Raw genomic sequence first — 16,770 nt, forward strand, 5'->3', positions numbered from 1 at the left:
TGTTAAACCACGCCGGCTCTCAGCATGTCATGCATATGTACCACACCCAACAACTGGTCGCCATCGGCAACCATCACGCAGGTAATATGCCGCTCCTGCATAATATTGAGCGCATCAACGGCCAGCATGGCAGGCCGCACACGGATACCGCCGCAGGTCATGACGTCGGTAATTTTGGCCTCATTAACGTTGACGCCCATATCAAAAATCCGTCGTAAATCCCCGTCGGTAAAAATCCCTTCGATTTTCATCAGATCGTCGGTAATCACCGTCATACCGAGATTTTTCCGGGTGATCTCCAGTAATGCATCACGCAAGGAAGCATCGCGGCTTACCTGCGGAATTTCATTACCGGTGTGCATGATATCGCTTACGCGCAGCAGCAGTTTACGACCCAGTGCTCCGCCCGGATGGGAGAGGGCAAAATCTTCGGCAGTAAAGCCGCGTGCTTCCAGCAGCGCCACCGCCATGGCATCCCCCATCACCATCACCGCGGTGGTGCTGGTGGTCGGTGCCAGGCCCAGTGGGCAGGCTTCCTGCGGCACTTTGACACAAATATGTACGTCGGCGGCTTTGCCCATCGAGCTTTCGGCATTGGCCGTCAGGCAGATAAGGCGGATATCCAGGCGTTTTAACACCGGGATCAGTGCCAGAATTTCGTGGGCTTCACCGGAGTTGGAGATCAATATCACGATATCCTGTTTGGATACCATACCGAGATCGCCGTGGCTGGCCTCGCCGGGATGGACAAAAAACGCCGGGGTGCCGGTACTGGCAAAGGTCGCCGCCATTTTGCGGCCGACGTGTCCGGATTTGCCCATGCCCATCACCACCACTTTACCGTGGCAATGAAGCATCATTTCACAGGCGCGACTAAAGTCGTCGTTGATGTATTGATCCAGTTGCGCCAGACCTTCTCTTTCGGTTAACAGCACCTGTTTACCGACGTTGATGAAGTTGAATTTCTCGTAATCTAATGATGTCATCGTCAATTCCTGTGACTTTGTCCGACCAGCAAAAGCTGTCTGCAAGTCGATGTTATCAGGTCTAAAATGTCATGCCGCCGGGAAAGCAAAACAGCAGCGTCAGATAAGCAATAAAACCGCATAACAGCAGGGCACCTGCCAGATGGCCAATGCGGTGTTTGCGCATCAGGCAAAGCCCGGTCAATACCACGCTGACTACCAGCATGACCCAGTAATCCCGATGAAAGGCGTCAGGATTGAAATGACCCGGGGCGACCAGCGCCGGCAGGCCGAGTACCAGGCACATATTAAAAATATTTGCGCCGATAATATTGCCGAGAGCAATGTCATCTTCGCCTTTGATTGCGCCGGCAATAAATGTCGCCAGTTCCGGCAGGCTGGTGCCGATAGCGATCACCGTCAAACCGATAACCAGTTCGCTGATGCCAAAGTAGCGGGCAATCACCGACGCATTGTCGACAACCATGTTCGACGCCAGCGGCATGATAATAAACGCCAGCGCCAACCACAAAAATGCTACCGTATTGCTGCCGTCTTGCGGTAATTCAGCCATTTGTTCGCGGGTCAGTGTATCCTGTCCGGCGTGTTGTGACATTTTGGCAATCTTTATCATCAGTATCAGGAACACGGCCGCTGCCGTAAGCAGCACTACGCCGTCCCATCGACTTAGCTCACTGTCTCTGAGTAAGAAACCACAGAGTACCGTGACCAGCAACATTAACGGCAGTTCGCGTCGCAGGATATCAGAACGCACGGAAAGTGGATGAATTAGCGCTGCGCCACCCAAAATCAGAAGAATATTAGTGATATTTGAGCCAATCACATTGCCGACCGCCAAATCCATCTGGCCATTGATGGCTGCCGTAGTGGTGACCACCAGTTCAGGCAGGGAAATACCCACGCCCACCACCGTCATGCCAATAATAAGAGGGGGAATACCGATTGAGCCTGCCAGGACTGAAGCGCCGTACACCAAACGATCGGCGGCATAAACAAGCAAAAACAGGCCGACAATCATGAGTACAATAGCGAGAAACATGAAAAATCCTTTATTGGGTGTAGGCTGTGCCCTTTAAATTGTTCGTGGTCTTGTCGTGGTTACGAAAACAAACCGTAATCAAGGCGTAAGAGACACAGCCTGGTGCAATGTTCGTAAGTCTGGCAAGGAACCAAAAAGACTTTGATCACTCTGACTTCAGACAAAGGGTCTGAGCAGGCGTGACTCGGGTTCCATAATAGCGATTACCTTGGCTTCTGACTTTTAGTTTTGAAAATTTTCAAACTGCGGGGTGATAATGCTGCCACAGTTGGTTGATTTTGACCGTCTGGGAACTAAAAGTAAATCAATGGCAACTTTAGTAACGCAATGGCAGTAAGTTTTTGTAAAATGTAGGGCACAAGGACCAACGATTGGTCAAAGTGATATACCGATCATACTTCAAGCTGCCTCTTTATGGCGGCCTTCCCTCACTCCGGCCTGCTGGTTATCTATGCTCCCGGAGATTCGTCAAGTTGCCGCCTCAACGCAACTCGAACTATTTTGAGGCAAAGGTCATCCACAAGGCGCGGCGTGGTCGGCTTTCTGAGAAGGAGCTTTGCAGTTGCGTTCGCCCAGAGGAAGAAACAAATGAGTCAGAGCGAAGCGAATTTGGTCGAGATCAAGAGCATGAGCTTTATGCGCGGCGATCGCCCCATTTTCGAAGAGATAAACATGACCGTACCCAAAGGAAAGGTCACCGCCATTATGGGGCCTTCCGGGATAGGTAAAACCACGCTGCTCAGATTAATCGGCGGACAACTTACGCCGGATAGTGGGGAAATATGGTTTGATGGTGAAAACATTCCTGCGCTGTCGCGTCGTAAGTTGTACGAATCCCGTAAAAAAATGAGCATGCTTTTTCAGTCCGGGGCGCTTTTTACCGACCTTACCGTGTTTGAAAACGTGGCTTTTCCGCTGCGTGAACACAGTAAACTGCCGGAGGAGTTGTTGCGCAGTACCGTGCTGATGAAGCTTGAGGCCGTTGGCCTGCGTGGTGCGGCAGAGTTGAAACCGGCGGAGCTTTCCGGTGGTATGGCGCGCCGCGTGGCATTGGCGCGCGCTATTGCGCTCGATCCCGCACTGATTATGTTCGACGAGCCTTTTGTCGGCCAGGACCCGATCACCATGGGGGTGCTGGTAAAACTGATTGACGAGCTCAATCATGCACTGGGGGTGACCTGTATTGTGGTGTCCCATGACGTACCCGAGGTGCTCAGTATTGCTGATTATGCCTATATCGTGGCAGCGCAGCATGTTATCGCTCAAGGCACTCCCGAGGAGTTGCAAAATAACCCTGACCCTCGCGTTCGCCAGTTTCTCGACGGTATCGCCGATGGACCGGTGCCTTTCCGTTACCCTGCCGGTGACTATCTCACCGAGCTGCTTGGATGATGGAGTAGTAAATCAATGTTAATTAGGGCGTTAGCCTCTTTAGGTCGCAGCGGATTAAAAACCTGTGCGTCATTTGGTCGGGCGGGGCAATTGTTGTTCCGCGCGCTGGTGGGTCGGCCGCAGTTTGCCAAACAATGGCCACTATTAATCAAACAGCTTTACAGCATTGGGGTATTGTCCCTGCTTATCATTGTGGTCTCGGGCCTGTTTATTGGCATGGTATTGGGATTACAGGGCTATCTGGTGCTGACTACCTACAGCGCCGAAGCCAGTTTGGGCATGATGGTGGCGTTATCTTTGCTGCGTGAATTGGGGCCGGTGGTTACCGCGCTGCTATTCGCCGGACGAGCCGGTTCTGCGCTGACAGCGGAAATTGGCCTGATGAAAGCTACCGAGCAGATCTCCAGTCTGGAGATGATGGCCATAGATCCGCTGCGTCGTGTGGTGGCACCGCGCTTCTGGGCTGGTCTGATTACCATGCCTTTGCTGACGGCAATCTTTGTTGCCGTGGGTATCTGGGGTGGCTCGCTGGTTGGGGTTAACTGGAAAGGTATCGATAGCGGCTTTTTCTGGTCGGCGATGCAAAATGCCGTGCAGTGGCAGCAGGATTTGCTCAACTGCCTGATTAAGAGCATCGTTTTTGCCATTACCGTTACCTGGATCGCGTTATTTAATGGTTACGATGCCATCCCGACCTCTGAAGGGATTAGCCGGGCTACGACTCGTACCGTTGTGCACTCGTCACTGGCGGTGCTGGGATTGGATTTTGTGCTGACAGCACTGATGTTTGGGAATTGAGCCATGCAAAACAAAAAGAGTGAAATCTGGGTAGGCATCTTTATGCTGATCGCCCTGTGTGCCGCGCTGTTTATCTGTCTGAAAGTGGCCGATATCCGCTCCCTTGGCTCGGATCCCACCTACCGAATTTATGCCAATTTCGACAATATTGGCGGGTTGAAAGTCGATTCGCCGGTAAAAGTCGGTGGCGTGGTGGTTGGCCGCGTAAGTAGCATTACACTTGATAAGAATTACTCACCGCGTATCGCGATGGATATCGATCAGAAATACAACCAGATCCCGGATAGCAGCTCGCTGGCCATCCGTACATCGGGTTTGCTGGGTGAACAGTTCCTGGCATTGAGCATCGGTTTCCAGGACCCGGATATGGGGACCGCAATCCTTAAACCGGGTGGCGTGATCCAGGACACCAAGTCCGCATTGGTGCTGGAAGATTTGATCGGCCAGTTCTTGTACAAAAGTGGTGGTAAAGACGACGCCGCAAAACCGGGTGATGCTGCTGCGCCAGGCAGTACGGCGACGCCCGCTCCTGCGGCTCCAGGTAATTAAGAGGAATTTTTATGTTTAAACGTTTTCTGGTGGTTGCGTTACTGATGATGGCCCCCCTGGCGGCCAATGCGGCTGCCGCTGTGGATAAAACCAATCCTTACAGCATGATGAATGAAGCAGCCAAGGCGACCTTTACACGTCTGAAAACCGAACAGCCGAAGATCAAACAGGATCCCAACTATCTGCGCACCATAGTGCGCGAAGAGCTGTTGCCCTTTGTGCAAATCAAATATGCCGGGGCATTGGTTTTAGGCCGTTATTACAATTCGGCGACACCGGCGCAGCGCGAGGCCTACTTCAGCGCCTTTAATGATTATCTGCAACAGGCTTATGGCCAGGCGCTGGCGCTGTATCACGGTCAGTCCTATCAGGTGCAGCCGGAGCAACCTGTTTCTGCCGGAACCAATATTGTCGCCATCCGGGTGACAATTACCGATCAAGGGGGCCGTCCTCCGGTTCGTCTTGATTTCCAGTGGCGCAAAAACAGCATCTCGGGCGAATGGCAGGCTTATGACATGATCGCCGAAGGCGTCAGCATGATCTCCACCAAGCAGAATGAGTGGGCTGATATCCTGCGCCAGAAAGGTATCGATGGCCTGACCGAGCGTCTGAAAAGCGCCGCCGCCCAGCCGATTACCCTGCAGCAGAATCAAAAATGAGTGGCGAACTGCACTTTGAATCCTTGCAGCAATGCCTGATCCTCAGCGGTTGTCTTGACCGCGAAACGCTGTTGCCACTGTGGCAACAGCGTGAGAGTTTGCTTAATGGCGTGACCTGTGTGGACGTGGCGCAGTTAGAGCGTGTTGATTCATCCGGCTTGGCATTGCTGGTGCATTTACGCGACTATGTGGGCAGGCATGGCATTGTGTTACAAATTTCAGGTATCACCGATCGTTTGCGCACATTAATTGAGTTGTACAACCTGCAAGAAATAATCCCTGTTGATCCGGCCAGTTAGCCAAGGTTAGACGACAATATGGATGTGGCAATGCGGTTCTAAATAACGTGCCCCTGTCTGAAACTCTCATGCAGGGGCTTTTTGCCAGTTTAAGAGTTGGCCGGATCTCTATAATATGTCCGGCTATGACTTATCTTCGATGATATGAGTTTTATGGAAACTAACGAAATTAAAGACGTGCTGATGGCAGCATTGGCACTGGATGAAGCACATGTTACCGGCGACGGCAGCCACTTTCAGGCGATTGTGGTAGGCGCACTGTTTGACGGCATGAGCCGTGTAAAGAAACAACAGACTGTCTATGCCCCGCTGATGGAATACATCGCCGACAATCGCATTCACGCCCTCTCTATCAAGGCTTATACCCCAGAAGAGTGGCAGCGCGATCGTAAGCTCAACGGTTTTTAAGGTCGCCGGGGCATCGTTGCTACCGGCCATGTTGTTGAATACCTGAATTAGATCACAGATAAGAGAGCAATAATGGATAAGTTTCGTGTGCAGGGCGGGACCCGCCTGAGCGGAGAAGTCAAAATCTCGGGTGCGAAGAACGCCGCGCTGCCTATTTTGTTCGCCGCACTGCTCGCTGAAGAACCGGTCGAATTGCAAAATGTCCCGCATTTGAAAGACATTGATACCACCATCAAACTGCTGAGCCAACTGGGCACCAAAATCGAACGTAATGGTTCGGTGTATGTGGATGCCAGCGGTGTAAACGAATTTCGCGCTCCCTATGACCTGGTGAAAACCATGCGTGCCTCTATTTGGGCTTTGGGTCCGTTGGTGGCGCGTTTTGGCTGTGGTGAAGTGTCGCTGCCTGGCGGATGTGCCATTGGTGCGCGTCCGGTGGATTTGCATATTACCGGTCTTGAGCAGCTCGGTGCGAAAATCGTGCTGGAAGAAGGTTATGTCAAAGCCACGGTTGATGGACGCCTGCAGGGTGCCCATATCGTAATGGACAAAGTCAGCGTTGGCGCGACTGTGACCATCATGAGTGCCGCGACGCTGGCGGAAGGTACCACCATTATCGAAAACGCCGCGCGTGAGCCGGAAATTGCGGATACCGCCGCTTTCCTTAATACGCTGGGCGCGAAGATCAGCGGTGCCGGTACCGACCGGATCACCATCGAAGGTGTCAAACGCCTTGGCGGCGGTGTCCACCGCGTAGTGCCTGACCGTATCGAAACCGGGACCTTCCTGGTGGCGGCGGCCATCTCAGGTGGCAAAGTGGTTTGTCGCGACACCCGTCCGGATACGCTGGATGCCGTACTGGCAAAACTGCGCGAAGCGGGCGCGGATATTGAAGTAGGCGAAGACTGGATCAGCCTTGATATGCACGGCAAGCGCGCGAAAGCCGTAACCCTGCGTACTGCACCACACCCTGGTTTCCCGACCGATATGCAGGCGCAGTTCAGCCTGTTGAATATGGTGGCTGAAGGCACCGGTGTGATCACCGAAACTATCTTTGAAAACCGCTTTATGCATGTGCCAGAGCTGATTCGTATGGGCGCACACGCAGAAATCGAAAGCAACACCCTGATTTGCCACGGCGTTGAAAAACTCTCTGGTGCCCAGGTAATGGCGACCGACCTGCGTGCTTCTGCCAGTCTGGTATTGGCGGGCTGCATTGCCGATGGCGTGACCCTGGTTGACCGTATCTATCATATCGATCGCGGCTATGAACGTATCGAAGACAAGCTGCGTCTGCTGGGTGCCAAAATCGAAAGAGTAAAGGCGGACTAACGCCTTTATCTGAAAAGACAAAAAGCCGAAAAGGGTGACCTTTTCGGCTGAGTTTGATGACAAAGTCGTCTTGATGATCGAGATACCCGGGCATAGCACACCTAGGGGCGCTCCGGCGGGCAAGCCCGCTACGACCCCAACGGTGCACTCTCCCTAATAACGGACTTTGTCAGCAGTCTGAGCCGAAAAGGGTGACCTTTTCGGCTTTTTTAATGGTTCTGCGGCAGTGCGTTGGCGTTAGTGTTCGGGGTATTCCTGCACCGTCATCTGCAGGTCGAGCTGTTTGCCGTTGCGATTAATCACTACCGGGATCACCGAACCCGGGCGAACTTCGGCTACCTGGTCCATGGTTTCAATTGCCGAGATGGCCGGTTTATTGTTTACGCTGACGATCACATCATGCACCTGGATACCGGCTTTGGCCGCCGGACCGTTTGGTGTTACCTCATTGACTACAATCCCCTGCAGATGATCGACATTGGCGCTGGGTCCATGCAGTGGCGAGGCTTCACGCCCGGCAATCCCAATATAGCCGCGGATCACCCGACCATCGCGGATCAGCTTGCCCATCACTTTGGTGGCCAGCGCGGTGGGGATGGCAAAACCAATGCCTTCCGGCGTCGCACCGTCGCTGCTCTGGTCAAAAGAGAGGGTATTGATGCCAACCAGTTCACCTAACGAGTTCACCAGCGCGCCTCCGGAGTTACCCTGGTTGATGGAGGCATCGGTCTGTAGGAAGTTTTGGCGACCGGAAGGGCTAAGACCAATACGTCCGGTGGCGCTGATAATCCCCTGCGTCACGGTTTGGCCGATATTAAACGGGTTACCAATGGCCATCACCACATCGCCGACGTGGGGAATACGCTTGGCATTAATCGGGATCACCGGCAGATTGGTGGCATCGATCTTTAATACTGCCAAATCGGTCAGGCTGTCTGAGCCAGCCAACAGCGCGTCAAATACGCGGCCATCTTGCAAGGCGACAATAATCTGATCGGCATTGTTGATAACGTGTTTGTTGGTAAGGATATAGCCTTTGTCGTTCATGATCACGCCGGAACCCAGGGTGCGGATCTGCAATGCATTTTGCGAAGAATCGCCCATATTGCGGTTATAAACGTTGACCACTGCGGGCGCAGCAAGGCGCACGCCGTTGTTGTAACTGGCGGGTTGTTCGCTTTGATTGCTGAAATCATGTTCGAAAAGCGGACCGGCAATATTTTTGCGCAGCCTGGGCACTGTGGCCAACAGAATAGCGGCGACAATAAGCCCGATCAGCGCAGATCTCAATAACTTAACAAACATGGATTTATCGGCGTCGAAAGAAAATGTGCCAGAAGAATAGCATGAGTTGTTGGGACGTAGCACAAGCTACGTCCAATTTTCAGCGGATTAGTAACAGAAGTGAGGCGTTATTGCCCTTCTGCAGGCTAATTTTGGTCTCTGTGGTGAAACGATCAAGGCATCAGCAGGTAAATGCTTTGACCATTACGCTGCACGCTTAGGGCAATAAGGTCTGGTTTGCTTTCCAGCATCTTGCGCAAAGCCGCCAGATTATCGACAGGTTCGCGGTTAATACCGACAATCACATCGTCTTTCTGCAGACCGACCTGATCGGCCGGGGAGCCTTTTTTCACGTCATCAACATGCACGCCTTTACCCGTTTTGGCATCGATATCGCTGAGGCTGGCACCGGTCATTGCCGGATTGATTTTCTCCAGCGCAATCACCACGTCCGGGCTTTTATCCAGCGTCACATTAACGTCCATGGCTTTGCCATCACGCAGAATACCCAGCTTCATCACAATACCAGGACCCGCGGTCGCCACCTTGGCGCGCAGTTCGGCAAAGCTGCTCAGGGGTTGATCCTGCAAACTGACAATCACGTCGCCCGATTTGATACCGGCCTTGGCGGCGGCAGAGTCGGCCAATACTTCATTGACGAAGGCACCGCGCTGGCGGTCAAGCTTAAAGGCTTTGGCCAGATCCGGCGTCATTTCACTGCCGCGAATACCCAGCAACCCGCGTTTGACCTCGCCAAACTCGATGAGCTGTTTGCTCAGGTTTTTCGCCATATTGATCGGGATGGCAAAACCAATGCCCATGCTGCCACCCTGGGATGACAAAATGGCGGTATTAATGCCCACCAGTTCACCTTGCAGATTGAGCAGCGCACCGCCGGAGTTACCGCGGTTGATGGAGGCATCGGTCTGAATAAAGTTTTCCAGCCCTTCCAGATTCAGCCCACTGCGTCCCAGCGCGGAGATGATGCCGGAAGTGACCGTTTGCCCCAGACCGAAGGGATTACCTACCGCCACGGCAAAATCGCCAACGCGCAGTTGATCGGAATCCGCCATCGGGATTTGCGTCAGGTTTTTGGCATCTTTTAGCTGGATTAGGGCAATGTCGGTTTGATCGTCTTTACCTATCAGTTTGGCTTCATATTCACGGCCGTCGTTGATTTGTACGGTAATTTTGTCAGCATTGTTGACCACGTGGTTATTGGTCAGCACATAGCCTTTGGCGGCATCGATGATTACGCCGGAACCCAGGCCTTCAAAAGCCTGTCCATCCTGTTTTTCTGCAGGTTTATCCGGGCCAAAGAAGAATTTGAACTCGGGTGGCACTTGATCGCTTGGCGGCTGTGTTCCCGAAACTTTGACACTGACCACGCCAGGCAGCACTTTTTGCAGCATGGGTGCCAGGCTAGGCAGAGCTTGTCCCTCAACGGCGACCGGCAGGGCGGCCATGGCGGACTGAAAAGAGGAGAGGCTTAATCCAAGGCTGAGCGCCAGTGCACTGAATAGAAAAGCAGTTTTTTTCATATGGATCACTCTCTCTTGTCTTATCTTATTAAATAAGGAGTGTTAAACCCCGTGGGCGTTTGCTCGCTAACAAAAATAAACGAAAGTTACTCTATATCGGCCAGAGAGAGGGAGATCGGTGACCATAGCGCCACCGATCCGGCTATCTGCATTATTTACGGCGCGGGCGATCGCCACTGCGCAGCAGGCCTGATGCACCATCGGAATAATCACGAGGCATTTCAACCGGTGCCTGATCGTTGTCCGCTTCTGAGCCGGTCAGACGATAGTTGAATGGATTATCCTGCACGGGCAAATCAGGTAACAGGTTATTCGAGCTTTTTGCCATATGTTGATACAGCTGACGATAGTCAGTGGCCATATTATCCAGCAGCTCGGCGCTGCGAGCAAAGTGGCCCACCAACTCCTGACGGTATTCTTCCAGCTCTGCCTTGCTCTTGTTGAGCTCGTTTTGCATGATTTGTTGATCGCGTAATTTACGATTGCCAAAGCGCATCGCTACCGCGCCGATGGCGATACCGACCACTAATCCAATGAGCGCATACTCCCAAGTCATGATAACTCCTATTATTGACAACGTTGTCCTGTAAGGCTTTTTGGCGTAACTTTCTCACCAATCTTTTTTAACAATAGCTTTAATAAATATATCGCTTTTATACCCGCTACACCTGATGCAGCAACGGCGGCAGTGTGGAAGTACCACGCAAAGCACCGGTGCACATCAGCGTATTGGCATTTGCTGTCTTACTGCAACAGCAATGACTTAGGGTATCGCTGACCAGCGTAGGGTAAAACTGAACACCACTATAACCGTTAACCTTGTGTTAGTGGAATCCTGTGGTAACTTTCGCAATAACCAGTGGGGTTTCTTTGCGTGATAAGTACATTAAAAACCGCGAAATAGCGAAAAACGCTGCGCTAATTACCCGAAAATTTCGCCAAGAAAAACTGAAAATATTTTCTCAGGGCCGTTTATGACCATGCAATCTACAACACCCCTTATCTGTTATCAGAGTGCGTTAGATGCCGGAGAGTTCCAACCGGATGATGTTCAAAAGCAAGCCGTAACCCGTCTTGATGCCATTTATCAACAATTGGTCGCGGCAAAACCAGCGGATTTAGCCGAAAACCGTGGCTGGTTGGGACGACTGTTAAAAAAGACAGCCAATAAAACCGCACAGCGTCCGGTACAGGGCCTGTATATGTGGGGCGGCGTGGGGCGCGGCAAGACCTGGCTGATGGATCTGTTTTTCCATAGCCTGCCGGGCGATCGTAAAATGCGGCTGCATTTCCACCGCTTTATGCTGCGTGTGCATCAGGAATTGACTCAGTTGCAAGGGCAGGTCGATCCGCTGGAGATTATTGCCGATCATTTTAAGCAAGAAACCGACGTGCTCTGTTTCGACGAGTTTTTTGTTTCCGATATTACCGACGCCATGTTGCTGGCTACGCTGTTGCAGGCGCTGTTTGCCCGTGGCATCACTCTGGTGGCGACCTCAAATATTCCGCCGGATAACCTTTACCGCAACGGTTTGCAGCGCGCCCGTTTCTTACCGGCGATTGCACTGATCAATCAGTATTGTGATGTTATGAACGTTGACGCCGGTATTGACTATCGCTTGCGTACACTGACCCAGGCCAACCTGTGGCTGACACCAGAAGCCGGGAAAACATCCTCCGAGCTTGATGAGGCAATGCACGTCATGTTTGGCAAACTGGCGGGGCAAGCCGGTGAGCAGGCGCCGGTGCTCGAGGTTAATCACCGTCCCTTGCAGGCGATTGCTTCTGCCGACGGCGTGCTGGCCGTCGAGTTTCATACCCTGTGTGAAGAAGCGCGCAGTCAACTGGACTATATTGCGCTATCGCGGCTGTATCACAGCGTGCTACTGCATAATGTGCCGGTGATGCACCGCGACCAGGAAAACGCTGCCCGTCGTTTTCTGGCGCTGGTCGATGAGTTTTACGAACGCCGCGTCAAGCTGGTGGTTTCGGCGGAGGTGGCGATGTTTGAGATTTATCGCGGTGAGCGGCTGAAATTTGAATATCAGCGTTGCCTGTCGCGTTTGCAGGAAATGCAAAGTGAGGAATACCTCGCCAGCGAACATCTTCCCTGATTCGGGTAATTAACTGCGCATTTTTTATGCGCATTGGGTAGACTGCAGACAGGGAAATTATGCTTTTTTCCAAAAAAGGGTTCGCTCTTTGTTCCGGACTTCTCTATAATCCTGCGACCCCACGTTACAACAAAGTTTTTTTCCCGAAACTTTATAGTGCCGGCAATGGCTATTCGAAGGGGTAGGTTTGCTGGACTGATGGTCGTGTGAACCTCCAATACTTATTTTATAAACAGGTAAGCGTTTGGGTGTTCGCCAACGTGTAACTTAAATTGGGTAAGCTTTTAATGAAAACTTTTACAGCTAAACCGGAAACAGTACAGCGTGACTGGTTCGTAGTTGACGCAACCGGCAAGACCTTGGGTCGCCTGGCCACTGAACTGGCTCGCCGTCTGCGTGGCAAGCATAAAGCGGAATATACTCCGCACGTTGATACTGGTGATTACATCATCGTTCTGAACGCAGAAAAAGTTGCTGTAACCGGCAACAAGCGTACTGACAAGATTTATTACCATCACACCGGCCACATCGGTGGTATCAAACAAGCGACCTTTGAAGAGATGATTGCTCGCCGTCCTGAGCGTGTGATTGAGATCGCGGTTAAAGGCATGCTGCCGAAGGGTCCGTTGGGTCGTGCAATGTACCGTAAACTTAAAGTTTACGCGGGCAACGAGCACACTCATGCGGCACAGCAACCGCAAGTTCTTGACATTTAATCGGGATTATAGGCAATGGCTGAAAATCAATACTACGGCACTGGTCGCCGCAAAAGCTCCGCCGCTCGTGTTTTCATCAAACCGGGTAGTGGTAACATCGTAATTAACCAGCGTAGCCTGGAACAGTACTTTGGTCGTGAAACTGCCCGCATGGTAGTTCGTCAACCTCTGGAACTGGTCGATATGGTTGAGAAATTTGACCTGTACATCACTGTTAAAGGTGGTGGTATCTCTGGTCAAGCTGGTGCTATCCGTCACGGTATCACTCGTGCACTGATGGAATATGACGAAAGTCTGCGTTCGGAGCTGCGTAAAGCTGGCTTCGTAACTCGCGATGCTCGTCAGGTTGAACGTAAGAAAGTCGGTCTGCGTAAAGCACGTCGTCGTCCTCAGTTCTCCAAGCGTTAATTACCTGCTGCCCTGGCAGCGGTTGGAACTTCGGTTCTGGCCAGGTACAACGCAACAAAAACCCGGTGCTACACCGGGTTTTTTTTCGCCTGTCGATCGGCACGGGCGAAAAAAAGTGTTGAAATCCCTTGTTTTCGTTTGTTAATTTCCCTCTGAAACACATTTCCCTGCGAAATCGTCGCCGACATCCCCACAGAACGAGCAAAATCTGGTAAACTGTCACACACTTTTGCGCCTGTGCACCGAGCAGTTAACGTTGCTGTCTTTGCTGGCTGGGTTTACCCCGCTTTGGCTTATCTACGAAACTGTGGGTTACAGGTGAGATGTATCCAAAGTAATTGATGTTACAGCACGGCAGCAAAACGAACGGATCTCGATAAGCTTAGTTAAGTCAAATTATCCGGGTTGGTGAGTCAAGATAACGTCGCCGTGACTTCAAGAGCGAAGGATATGATTATTCAGGATAGCCGCCCGATCGCGGCTATTCGCAGTATTATTCTAGATAAACTTGGAGGTTTTCATGGCTGTCGCTGCCAACAAACGTTCGGTAATGACGCTGTTTTCTGGCCCGACCGACATTTTTAGCCATCAAGTACGTATCGTACTGGCGGAAAAAGGTGTCAGTGTCGAGATAGAGCAGGTAGAAATGGATCACCTGCCACAGGATCTTATTGACCTCAACCCGTATCGCACCGTGCCTACGCTGGTCGATCGTGAGCTGACCCTTTTTGAGTCCCGCATCATCATGGAATACCTTGATGAGCGTTTCCCGCATCCACCGCTGATGCCGGTTTATCCGGTTGCCCGTGGTGAAAGCCGTCTGATGATGCACCGCATCGAAAACGACTGGTACTCCTTGCTGCGTAAAATCGAGCAGGGTTCTGCTGCGGAAGCTGATGCAGCACGTAAGCAATTGCGTGAAGAGTTGCTTGCTATTGCGCCAATCTTCTCCTATATGCCTTACTTTAAGAGCGAAGAATTTAGCCTGGTTGATTGCTATCTGGCTCCGTTGCTGTGGCGCTTGCCGGTATTGGGCATTGAGCTGTCAGGCACCGGTTCTAAAGAGCTGAAAGGCTATATGACGCGCGTATTTGAACGTGACGCATTCCTGGCGTCTCTGACTGAGCCAGAGCGTGAAATGCGTCTGCACGCCAGAGGATAAAAACTATGGAGATGACAGACATGTCTCCCCGCCGCCCCTTCCTGCTGCGCGCGTTTTATGACTGGTTGCTCGACAATCAGCTAACGCCGCATCTGGTGGTGGACGTGACCCAGCCGGGTGTTGTTGTGCCAATGGAATTTGCCCGTGATGGACAAATTGTTCTTAACGTTGCCCCGCGTGCGGTTGGCAACCTTGAGCTTGGCAATGCGGATGTTCGTTTCAATGCGCGTTTTGGTGGCATACCACGTGAGGTATTTGTCCCTATCGCTGCCGTATTGGCTATTTATGCGCGTGAAAACGGTGCGGGTACCATGTTTGAGCCTGAACCGGCTCTCGATGGTGCCGCAGCATTCGAACATCTGGAACAGCAAAATACCGAACCGACCATGTCAGTGATTGATGGCGATCTGCCGGATAACGCGGATGACGGTTCAGATGATGAGCCACCGACACCGCCTCGCGGTGGTCGTCCGTCGCTGCGTGTGGTGAAGTAAGAAGCTACGCGTTATTGCTGACACAGTATAAGCACGATAAACCCTGCGCAACCGCGCGGGGTTTTTTTTTGAGTGCAGCGCAAAATTTCAGGCAGAGGTCACGAAAATAAATGCAGGTTTTTGCAACCCCCAGGCAAATCGCTGGGGGTTGGTTGAAGCGGATTTAGACTTCGAGGAAACACATAATGCCGTCAGCGGCTTTACGGCCTTCAGCAATGGCGGTAACCACCAGGTCGGAACCACGAACCGCGTCGCCACCAGCGAAGATTTTCGGGTTGCTGGTCTGGAATGGATTATCATGGCCTTCTGGTGCCACAATGCGTCCCTGGTTATCCAGCTCCACGTTGTGCGCCGACAGCCAGTCCATTTTGTGTGGTCGGAAACCAAACGCCATGACCACGGCATCGGCATCCATCACGTGCTCTGAACCCGCCACGATTTCTGCACGACGACGGCCTTTGGCATCCGGTGCGCCCAGTTCGGTACGCGCCATCTTGATGCCACAGACGCGGCCTGAGCTGTTAAGTTCAATGCTCAGCGGTTGCAGGTTGAATTTGAATTCGACACCTTCTTCGCGGGCATTTTTCACTTCACGGCGTGAGCCAGGCATATTCTCTTCGTCACGACGGTAAGCACAAGTCACCGCAGTCGCACCCTGACGGATGGAGGTACGCACACAGTCCATAGCGGTATCACCCCCGCCGAGAACCACCACGCGTTTGTGCTCCATGCTGACATAAGGCTCGTGCGGCTGTGCGTCAAAGCCCATCAGTTGCTTGGTATTGGCAATCAGGAACGGCAGCGCATCATAAACGCCTGGTGCGTCTTCGTTCTCCAGGTCACCGCGCATTGACTGATAGGTGCCAACGCCAAGGAATACGGCATCGTATTCTGCCAGCAGGGCTTCCATCGTAATATCTTTGCCGACTTCGGTATTGAGCTGGAACTCGATACCCATTTCAGTGAAGATCTCGCGACGCTTGGTCATCACCGATTTTTCCAGCTTGAACGACGGGATACCAAAGGTCAGCAGACCGCCAATCTCCGGATGGCGATCAAACACCACCGCTTTCACGCCGTTGCGCGTCAGTACATCGGCACAGGCCAAACCTGCCGGACCGGCACCAATAATCGCTACGCGTTTGCCGGTAGACTCAACGTGCGACATATCCGGACGCCAGCCCATTTCAATCGCTTTATCATTGATATAGCGTTCGATATTGCCGATGGTAACGGCGCCGAATTCGTCATTGAGGGTACAAGAACCCTCGCACAGGCGGTCCTGTGGGCATACGCGCCCACAGACTTCTGGCAGACTGTTGGTCTGGTGCGCCAGATCGGCGGCTTCCATAATACGTCCCTCATTGGCCAGTTTCAGCCAGTTTGGAATGTAGTTATGCACCGGACACTTCCACTCGCAATAAGGGTTGCCACAGGAGAGACAGCGGTCTGCCTGTGATGCCGCCTGAGTTGCCGAGAAGGGTTCGTAAATTTCCACAAACTCAATTTTACGGATCTTCAGCGCTTTTTTTGGCGGATCAACGCGCTGTAAGTCGACAAATTGATAAACGTTTTGACTCATCATAACC

At 52.2% G+C, this 16,770-nt stretch carries 18 protein-coding genes; 12 read left to right on the forward strand and 6 right to left on the reverse strand.

Annotated features, from left to right (window positions below; all coding sequences use genetic code 11):
- Positions 1 to 2 precede the first annotated feature (2 nt).
- Positions 3 to 986 carry an arabinose-5-phosphate isomerase KdsD gene (gene kdsD / locus GW590_RS17285; RefSeq protein WP_169404324.1) on the reverse strand — a complete coding sequence of 328 codons (984 nt, stop codon included), beginning with the start codon at positions 984 to 986 and terminating at the stop codon, positions 3 to 5.
- Between the two features lie 61 nt (positions 987 to 1,047).
- Positions 1,048 to 2,025: a calcium/sodium antiporter gene (locus tag GW590_RS17290; protein WP_169404325.1), complete on the reverse strand. Its 978-nt coding sequence runs from the start codon at positions 2,023 to 2,025 to the stop codon at positions 1,048 to 1,050.
- Between the two features lie 588 nt (positions 2,026 to 2,613).
- Between GW590_RS17290 and mlaF the strand changes: the two genes are divergently transcribed.
- The 7 genes from mlaF (at position 2,614) to murA (ending at position 7,462) form a co-directional block, all read left to right on the forward strand.
- Positions 2,614 to 3,417, forward strand: coding sequence for a phospholipid ABC transporter ATP-binding protein MlaF (gene mlaF, locus GW590_RS17295; protein ID WP_169404326.1), 804 nt, complete (start codon positions 2,614 to 2,616; stop codon positions 3,415 to 3,417).
- A gap of 15 nt (positions 3,418 to 3,432) precedes the next feature.
- Positions 3,433 to 4,215: a lipid asymmetry maintenance ABC transporter permease subunit MlaE gene (gene mlaE, locus GW590_RS17300; RefSeq protein WP_169404327.1), complete on the forward strand. Its 783-nt coding sequence runs from the start codon at positions 3,433 to 3,435 to the stop codon at positions 4,213 to 4,215.
- A gap of 3 nt (positions 4,216 to 4,218) precedes the next feature.
- Positions 4,219 to 4,764, forward strand: coding sequence for an outer membrane lipid asymmetry maintenance protein MlaD (mlaD, locus tag GW590_RS17305; RefSeq protein ID WP_169404328.1), 546 nt, complete (start codon positions 4,219 to 4,221; stop codon positions 4,762 to 4,764).
- 11 nt (positions 4,765 to 4,775) lie between these two features.
- Positions 4,776 to 5,423 (forward strand): phospholipid-binding protein MlaC, encoded by a 648-nt coding sequence (gene mlaC / locus GW590_RS17310; RefSeq protein WP_169404329.1) that lies wholly within the window; start codon positions 4,776 to 4,778, stop codon positions 5,421 to 5,423.
- A complete protein-coding gene (mlaB, locus tag GW590_RS17315; protein WP_169404330.1) occupies positions 5,420 to 5,722 on the forward strand; it encodes a lipid asymmetry maintenance protein MlaB in 303 nt (100 codons plus the stop codon). The genes mlaC and mlaB overlap by 4 nt, the downstream gene beginning before the upstream one ends.
- Before the next feature lie 153 nt (positions 5,723 to 5,875).
- Positions 5,876 to 6,130 (forward strand): BolA family iron metabolism protein IbaG, encoded by a 255-nt coding sequence (gene ibaG / locus GW590_RS17320; RefSeq protein WP_169404331.1) that lies wholly within the window; start codon positions 5,876 to 5,878, stop codon positions 6,128 to 6,130.
- Between the two features lie 72 nt (positions 6,131 to 6,202).
- Entirely contained in the window at positions 6,203 to 7,462 is a 1,260-nt protein-coding gene (gene murA, locus GW590_RS17325) for a UDP-N-acetylglucosamine 1-carboxyvinyltransferase (RefSeq protein WP_169404332.1), read from the forward strand.
- Positions 7,463 to 7,699: 237 nt separating this feature from the next.
- On the opposite strand, the gene degS is transcribed toward murA, so the two are convergent.
- From degS to zapG, 3 genes are all read right to left on the reverse strand, one after another.
- The gene (gene degS, locus GW590_RS17330; protein WP_169404333.1) at positions 7,700 to 8,767 is read right to left on the reverse strand and encodes an outer membrane-stress sensor serine endopeptidase DegS; all 1,068 of its coding nucleotides are present in this window, start codon (positions 8,765 to 8,767) and stop codon (positions 7,700 to 7,702) included.
- A gap of 152 nt (positions 8,768 to 8,919) precedes the next feature.
- Positions 8,920 to 10,287 (reverse strand): serine endoprotease DegQ, encoded by a 1,368-nt coding sequence (degQ, locus tag GW590_RS17335; RefSeq protein ID WP_169404334.1) that lies wholly within the window; start codon positions 10,285 to 10,287, stop codon positions 8,920 to 8,922.
- Between the two features lie 151 nt (positions 10,288 to 10,438).
- On the reverse strand, positions 10,439 to 10,843 hold the full coding sequence (gene zapG / locus GW590_RS17340) for a Z-ring associated protein ZapG (protein WP_169404335.1): 405 nt from the start codon (positions 10,841 to 10,843) through the stop codon (positions 10,439 to 10,441).
- 424 nt (positions 10,844 to 11,267) lie between these two features.
- Between zapG and zapE the strand changes: the two genes are divergently transcribed.
- The 5 genes from zapE to sspB all read left to right on the forward strand — a co-directional run bounded on the left by zapE (position 11,268) and on the right by sspB (position 15,181).
- Entirely contained in the window at positions 11,268 to 12,401 is a 1,134-nt protein-coding gene (gene zapE / locus GW590_RS17345) for a cell division protein ZapE (RefSeq protein WP_169404406.1), read from the forward strand.
- A gap of 287 nt (positions 12,402 to 12,688) precedes the next feature.
- Positions 12,689 to 13,117, forward strand: coding sequence for a 50S ribosomal protein L13 (rplM, locus tag GW590_RS17355; RefSeq protein WP_008925400.1), 429 nt, complete (start codon positions 12,689 to 12,691; stop codon positions 13,115 to 13,117).
- A gap of 15 nt (positions 13,118 to 13,132) precedes the next feature.
- Positions 13,133 to 13,525: a 30S ribosomal protein S9 gene (rpsI, locus tag GW590_RS17360; protein WP_169404336.1), complete on the forward strand. Its 393-nt coding sequence runs from the start codon at positions 13,133 to 13,135 to the stop codon at positions 13,523 to 13,525.
- A gap of 520 nt (positions 13,526 to 14,045) precedes the next feature.
- Positions 14,046 to 14,687 carry a stringent starvation protein SspA gene (sspA, locus tag GW590_RS17365; protein ID WP_169404337.1) on the forward strand — a complete coding sequence of 214 codons (642 nt, stop codon included), beginning with the start codon at positions 14,046 to 14,048 and terminating at the stop codon, positions 14,685 to 14,687.
- Between the two features lie 5 nt (positions 14,688 to 14,692).
- Positions 14,693 to 15,181 (forward strand): ClpXP protease specificity-enhancing factor, encoded by a 489-nt coding sequence (gene sspB, locus GW590_RS17370; RefSeq protein WP_169404338.1) that lies wholly within the window; start codon positions 14,693 to 14,695, stop codon positions 15,179 to 15,181.
- Positions 15,182 to 15,344: 163 nt separating this feature from the next.
- Here the strand turns inward: sspB and GW590_RS17375 are convergent, their stop codons facing one another.
- Positions 15,345 to 16,763 carry a glutamate synthase small subunit gene (locus tag GW590_RS17375; RefSeq protein WP_169404407.1) on the reverse strand — a complete coding sequence of 473 codons (1,419 nt, stop codon included), beginning with the start codon at positions 16,761 to 16,763 and terminating at the stop codon, positions 15,345 to 15,347.
- Between the last annotated feature and the right edge of the window lie 7 nt (positions 16,764 to 16,770).

Source organism: Rouxiella aceris (assembly GCF_012933545.1).
Lineage (GTDB): Bacteria > Pseudomonadota > Gammaproteobacteria > Enterobacterales > Enterobacteriaceae > Rouxiella > Rouxiella aceris.

Bases quoted from the DNA above. Each gene is read 5' to 3' on its own strand.
- murA (WP_169404332.1), top strand. From the start codon at position 6,203: ATGGATAAGTTTCGTGTGCAGGGCGGGACCCGCCTGAGCGGAGAAGTC.
- mlaB (WP_169404330.1), top strand. From the start codon at position 5,420: ATGAGTGGCGAACTGCACTTTGAATCCTTGCAGCAATGCCTGATCCTC.
- zapE (WP_169404406.1), top strand. From the start codon at position 11,268: ATGCAATCTACAACACCCCTTATCTGTTATCAGAGTGCGTTAGATGCC.
- mlaE (WP_169404327.1), top strand. From the start codon at position 3,433: ATGTTAATTAGGGCGTTAGCCTCTTTAGGTCGCAGCGGATTAAAAACC.
- mlaD (WP_169404328.1), top strand. From the start codon at position 4,219: ATGCAAAACAAAAAGAGTGAAATCTGGGTAGGCATCTTTATGCTGATC.
- degQ (WP_169404334.1), bottom strand. From the start codon at position 10,287: ATGAAAAAAACTGCTTTTCTATTCAGTGCACTGGCGCTCAGCCTTGGA.
- degS (WP_169404333.1), bottom strand. From the start codon at position 8,767: ATGTTTGTTAAGTTATTGAGATCTGCGCTGATCGGGCTTATTGTCGCC.
- kdsD (WP_169404324.1), bottom strand. From the start codon at position 986: ATGACATCATTAGATTACGAGAAATTCAACTTCATCAACGTCGGTAAA.
- mlaF (WP_169404326.1), top strand. From the start codon at position 2,614: ATGAGTCAGAGCGAAGCGAATTTGGTCGAGATCAAGAGCATGAGCTTT.
- mlaC (WP_169404329.1), top strand. From the start codon at position 4,776: ATGTTTAAACGTTTTCTGGTGGTTGCGTTACTGATGATGGCCCCCCTG.
- rpsI (WP_169404336.1), top strand. From the start codon at position 13,133: ATGGCTGAAAATCAATACTACGGCACTGGTCGCCGCAAAAGCTCCGCC.
- zapG (WP_169404335.1), bottom strand. From the start codon at position 10,843: ATGACTTGGGAGTATGCGCTCATTGGATTAGTGGTCGGTATCGCCATC.
- GW590_RS17290 (WP_169404325.1), bottom strand. From the start codon at position 2,025: ATGTTTCTCGCTATTGTACTCATGATTGTCGGCCTGTTTTTGCTTGTT.
- ibaG (WP_169404331.1), top strand. From the start codon at position 5,876: ATGGAAACTAACGAAATTAAAGACGTGCTGATGGCAGCATTGGCACTG.
- sspA (WP_169404337.1), top strand. From the start codon at position 14,046: ATGGCTGTCGCTGCCAACAAACGTTCGGTAATGACGCTGTTTTCTGGC.
- GW590_RS17375 (WP_169404407.1), bottom strand. From the start codon at position 16,763: ATGAGTCAAAACGTTTATCAATTTGTCGACTTACAGCGCGTTGATCCG.
- rplM (WP_008925400.1), top strand. From the start codon at position 12,689: ATGAAAACTTTTACAGCTAAACCGGAAACAGTACAGCGTGACTGGTTC.
- sspB (WP_169404338.1), top strand. From the start codon at position 14,693: ATGGAGATGACAGACATGTCTCCCCGCCGCCCCTTCCTGCTGCGCGCG.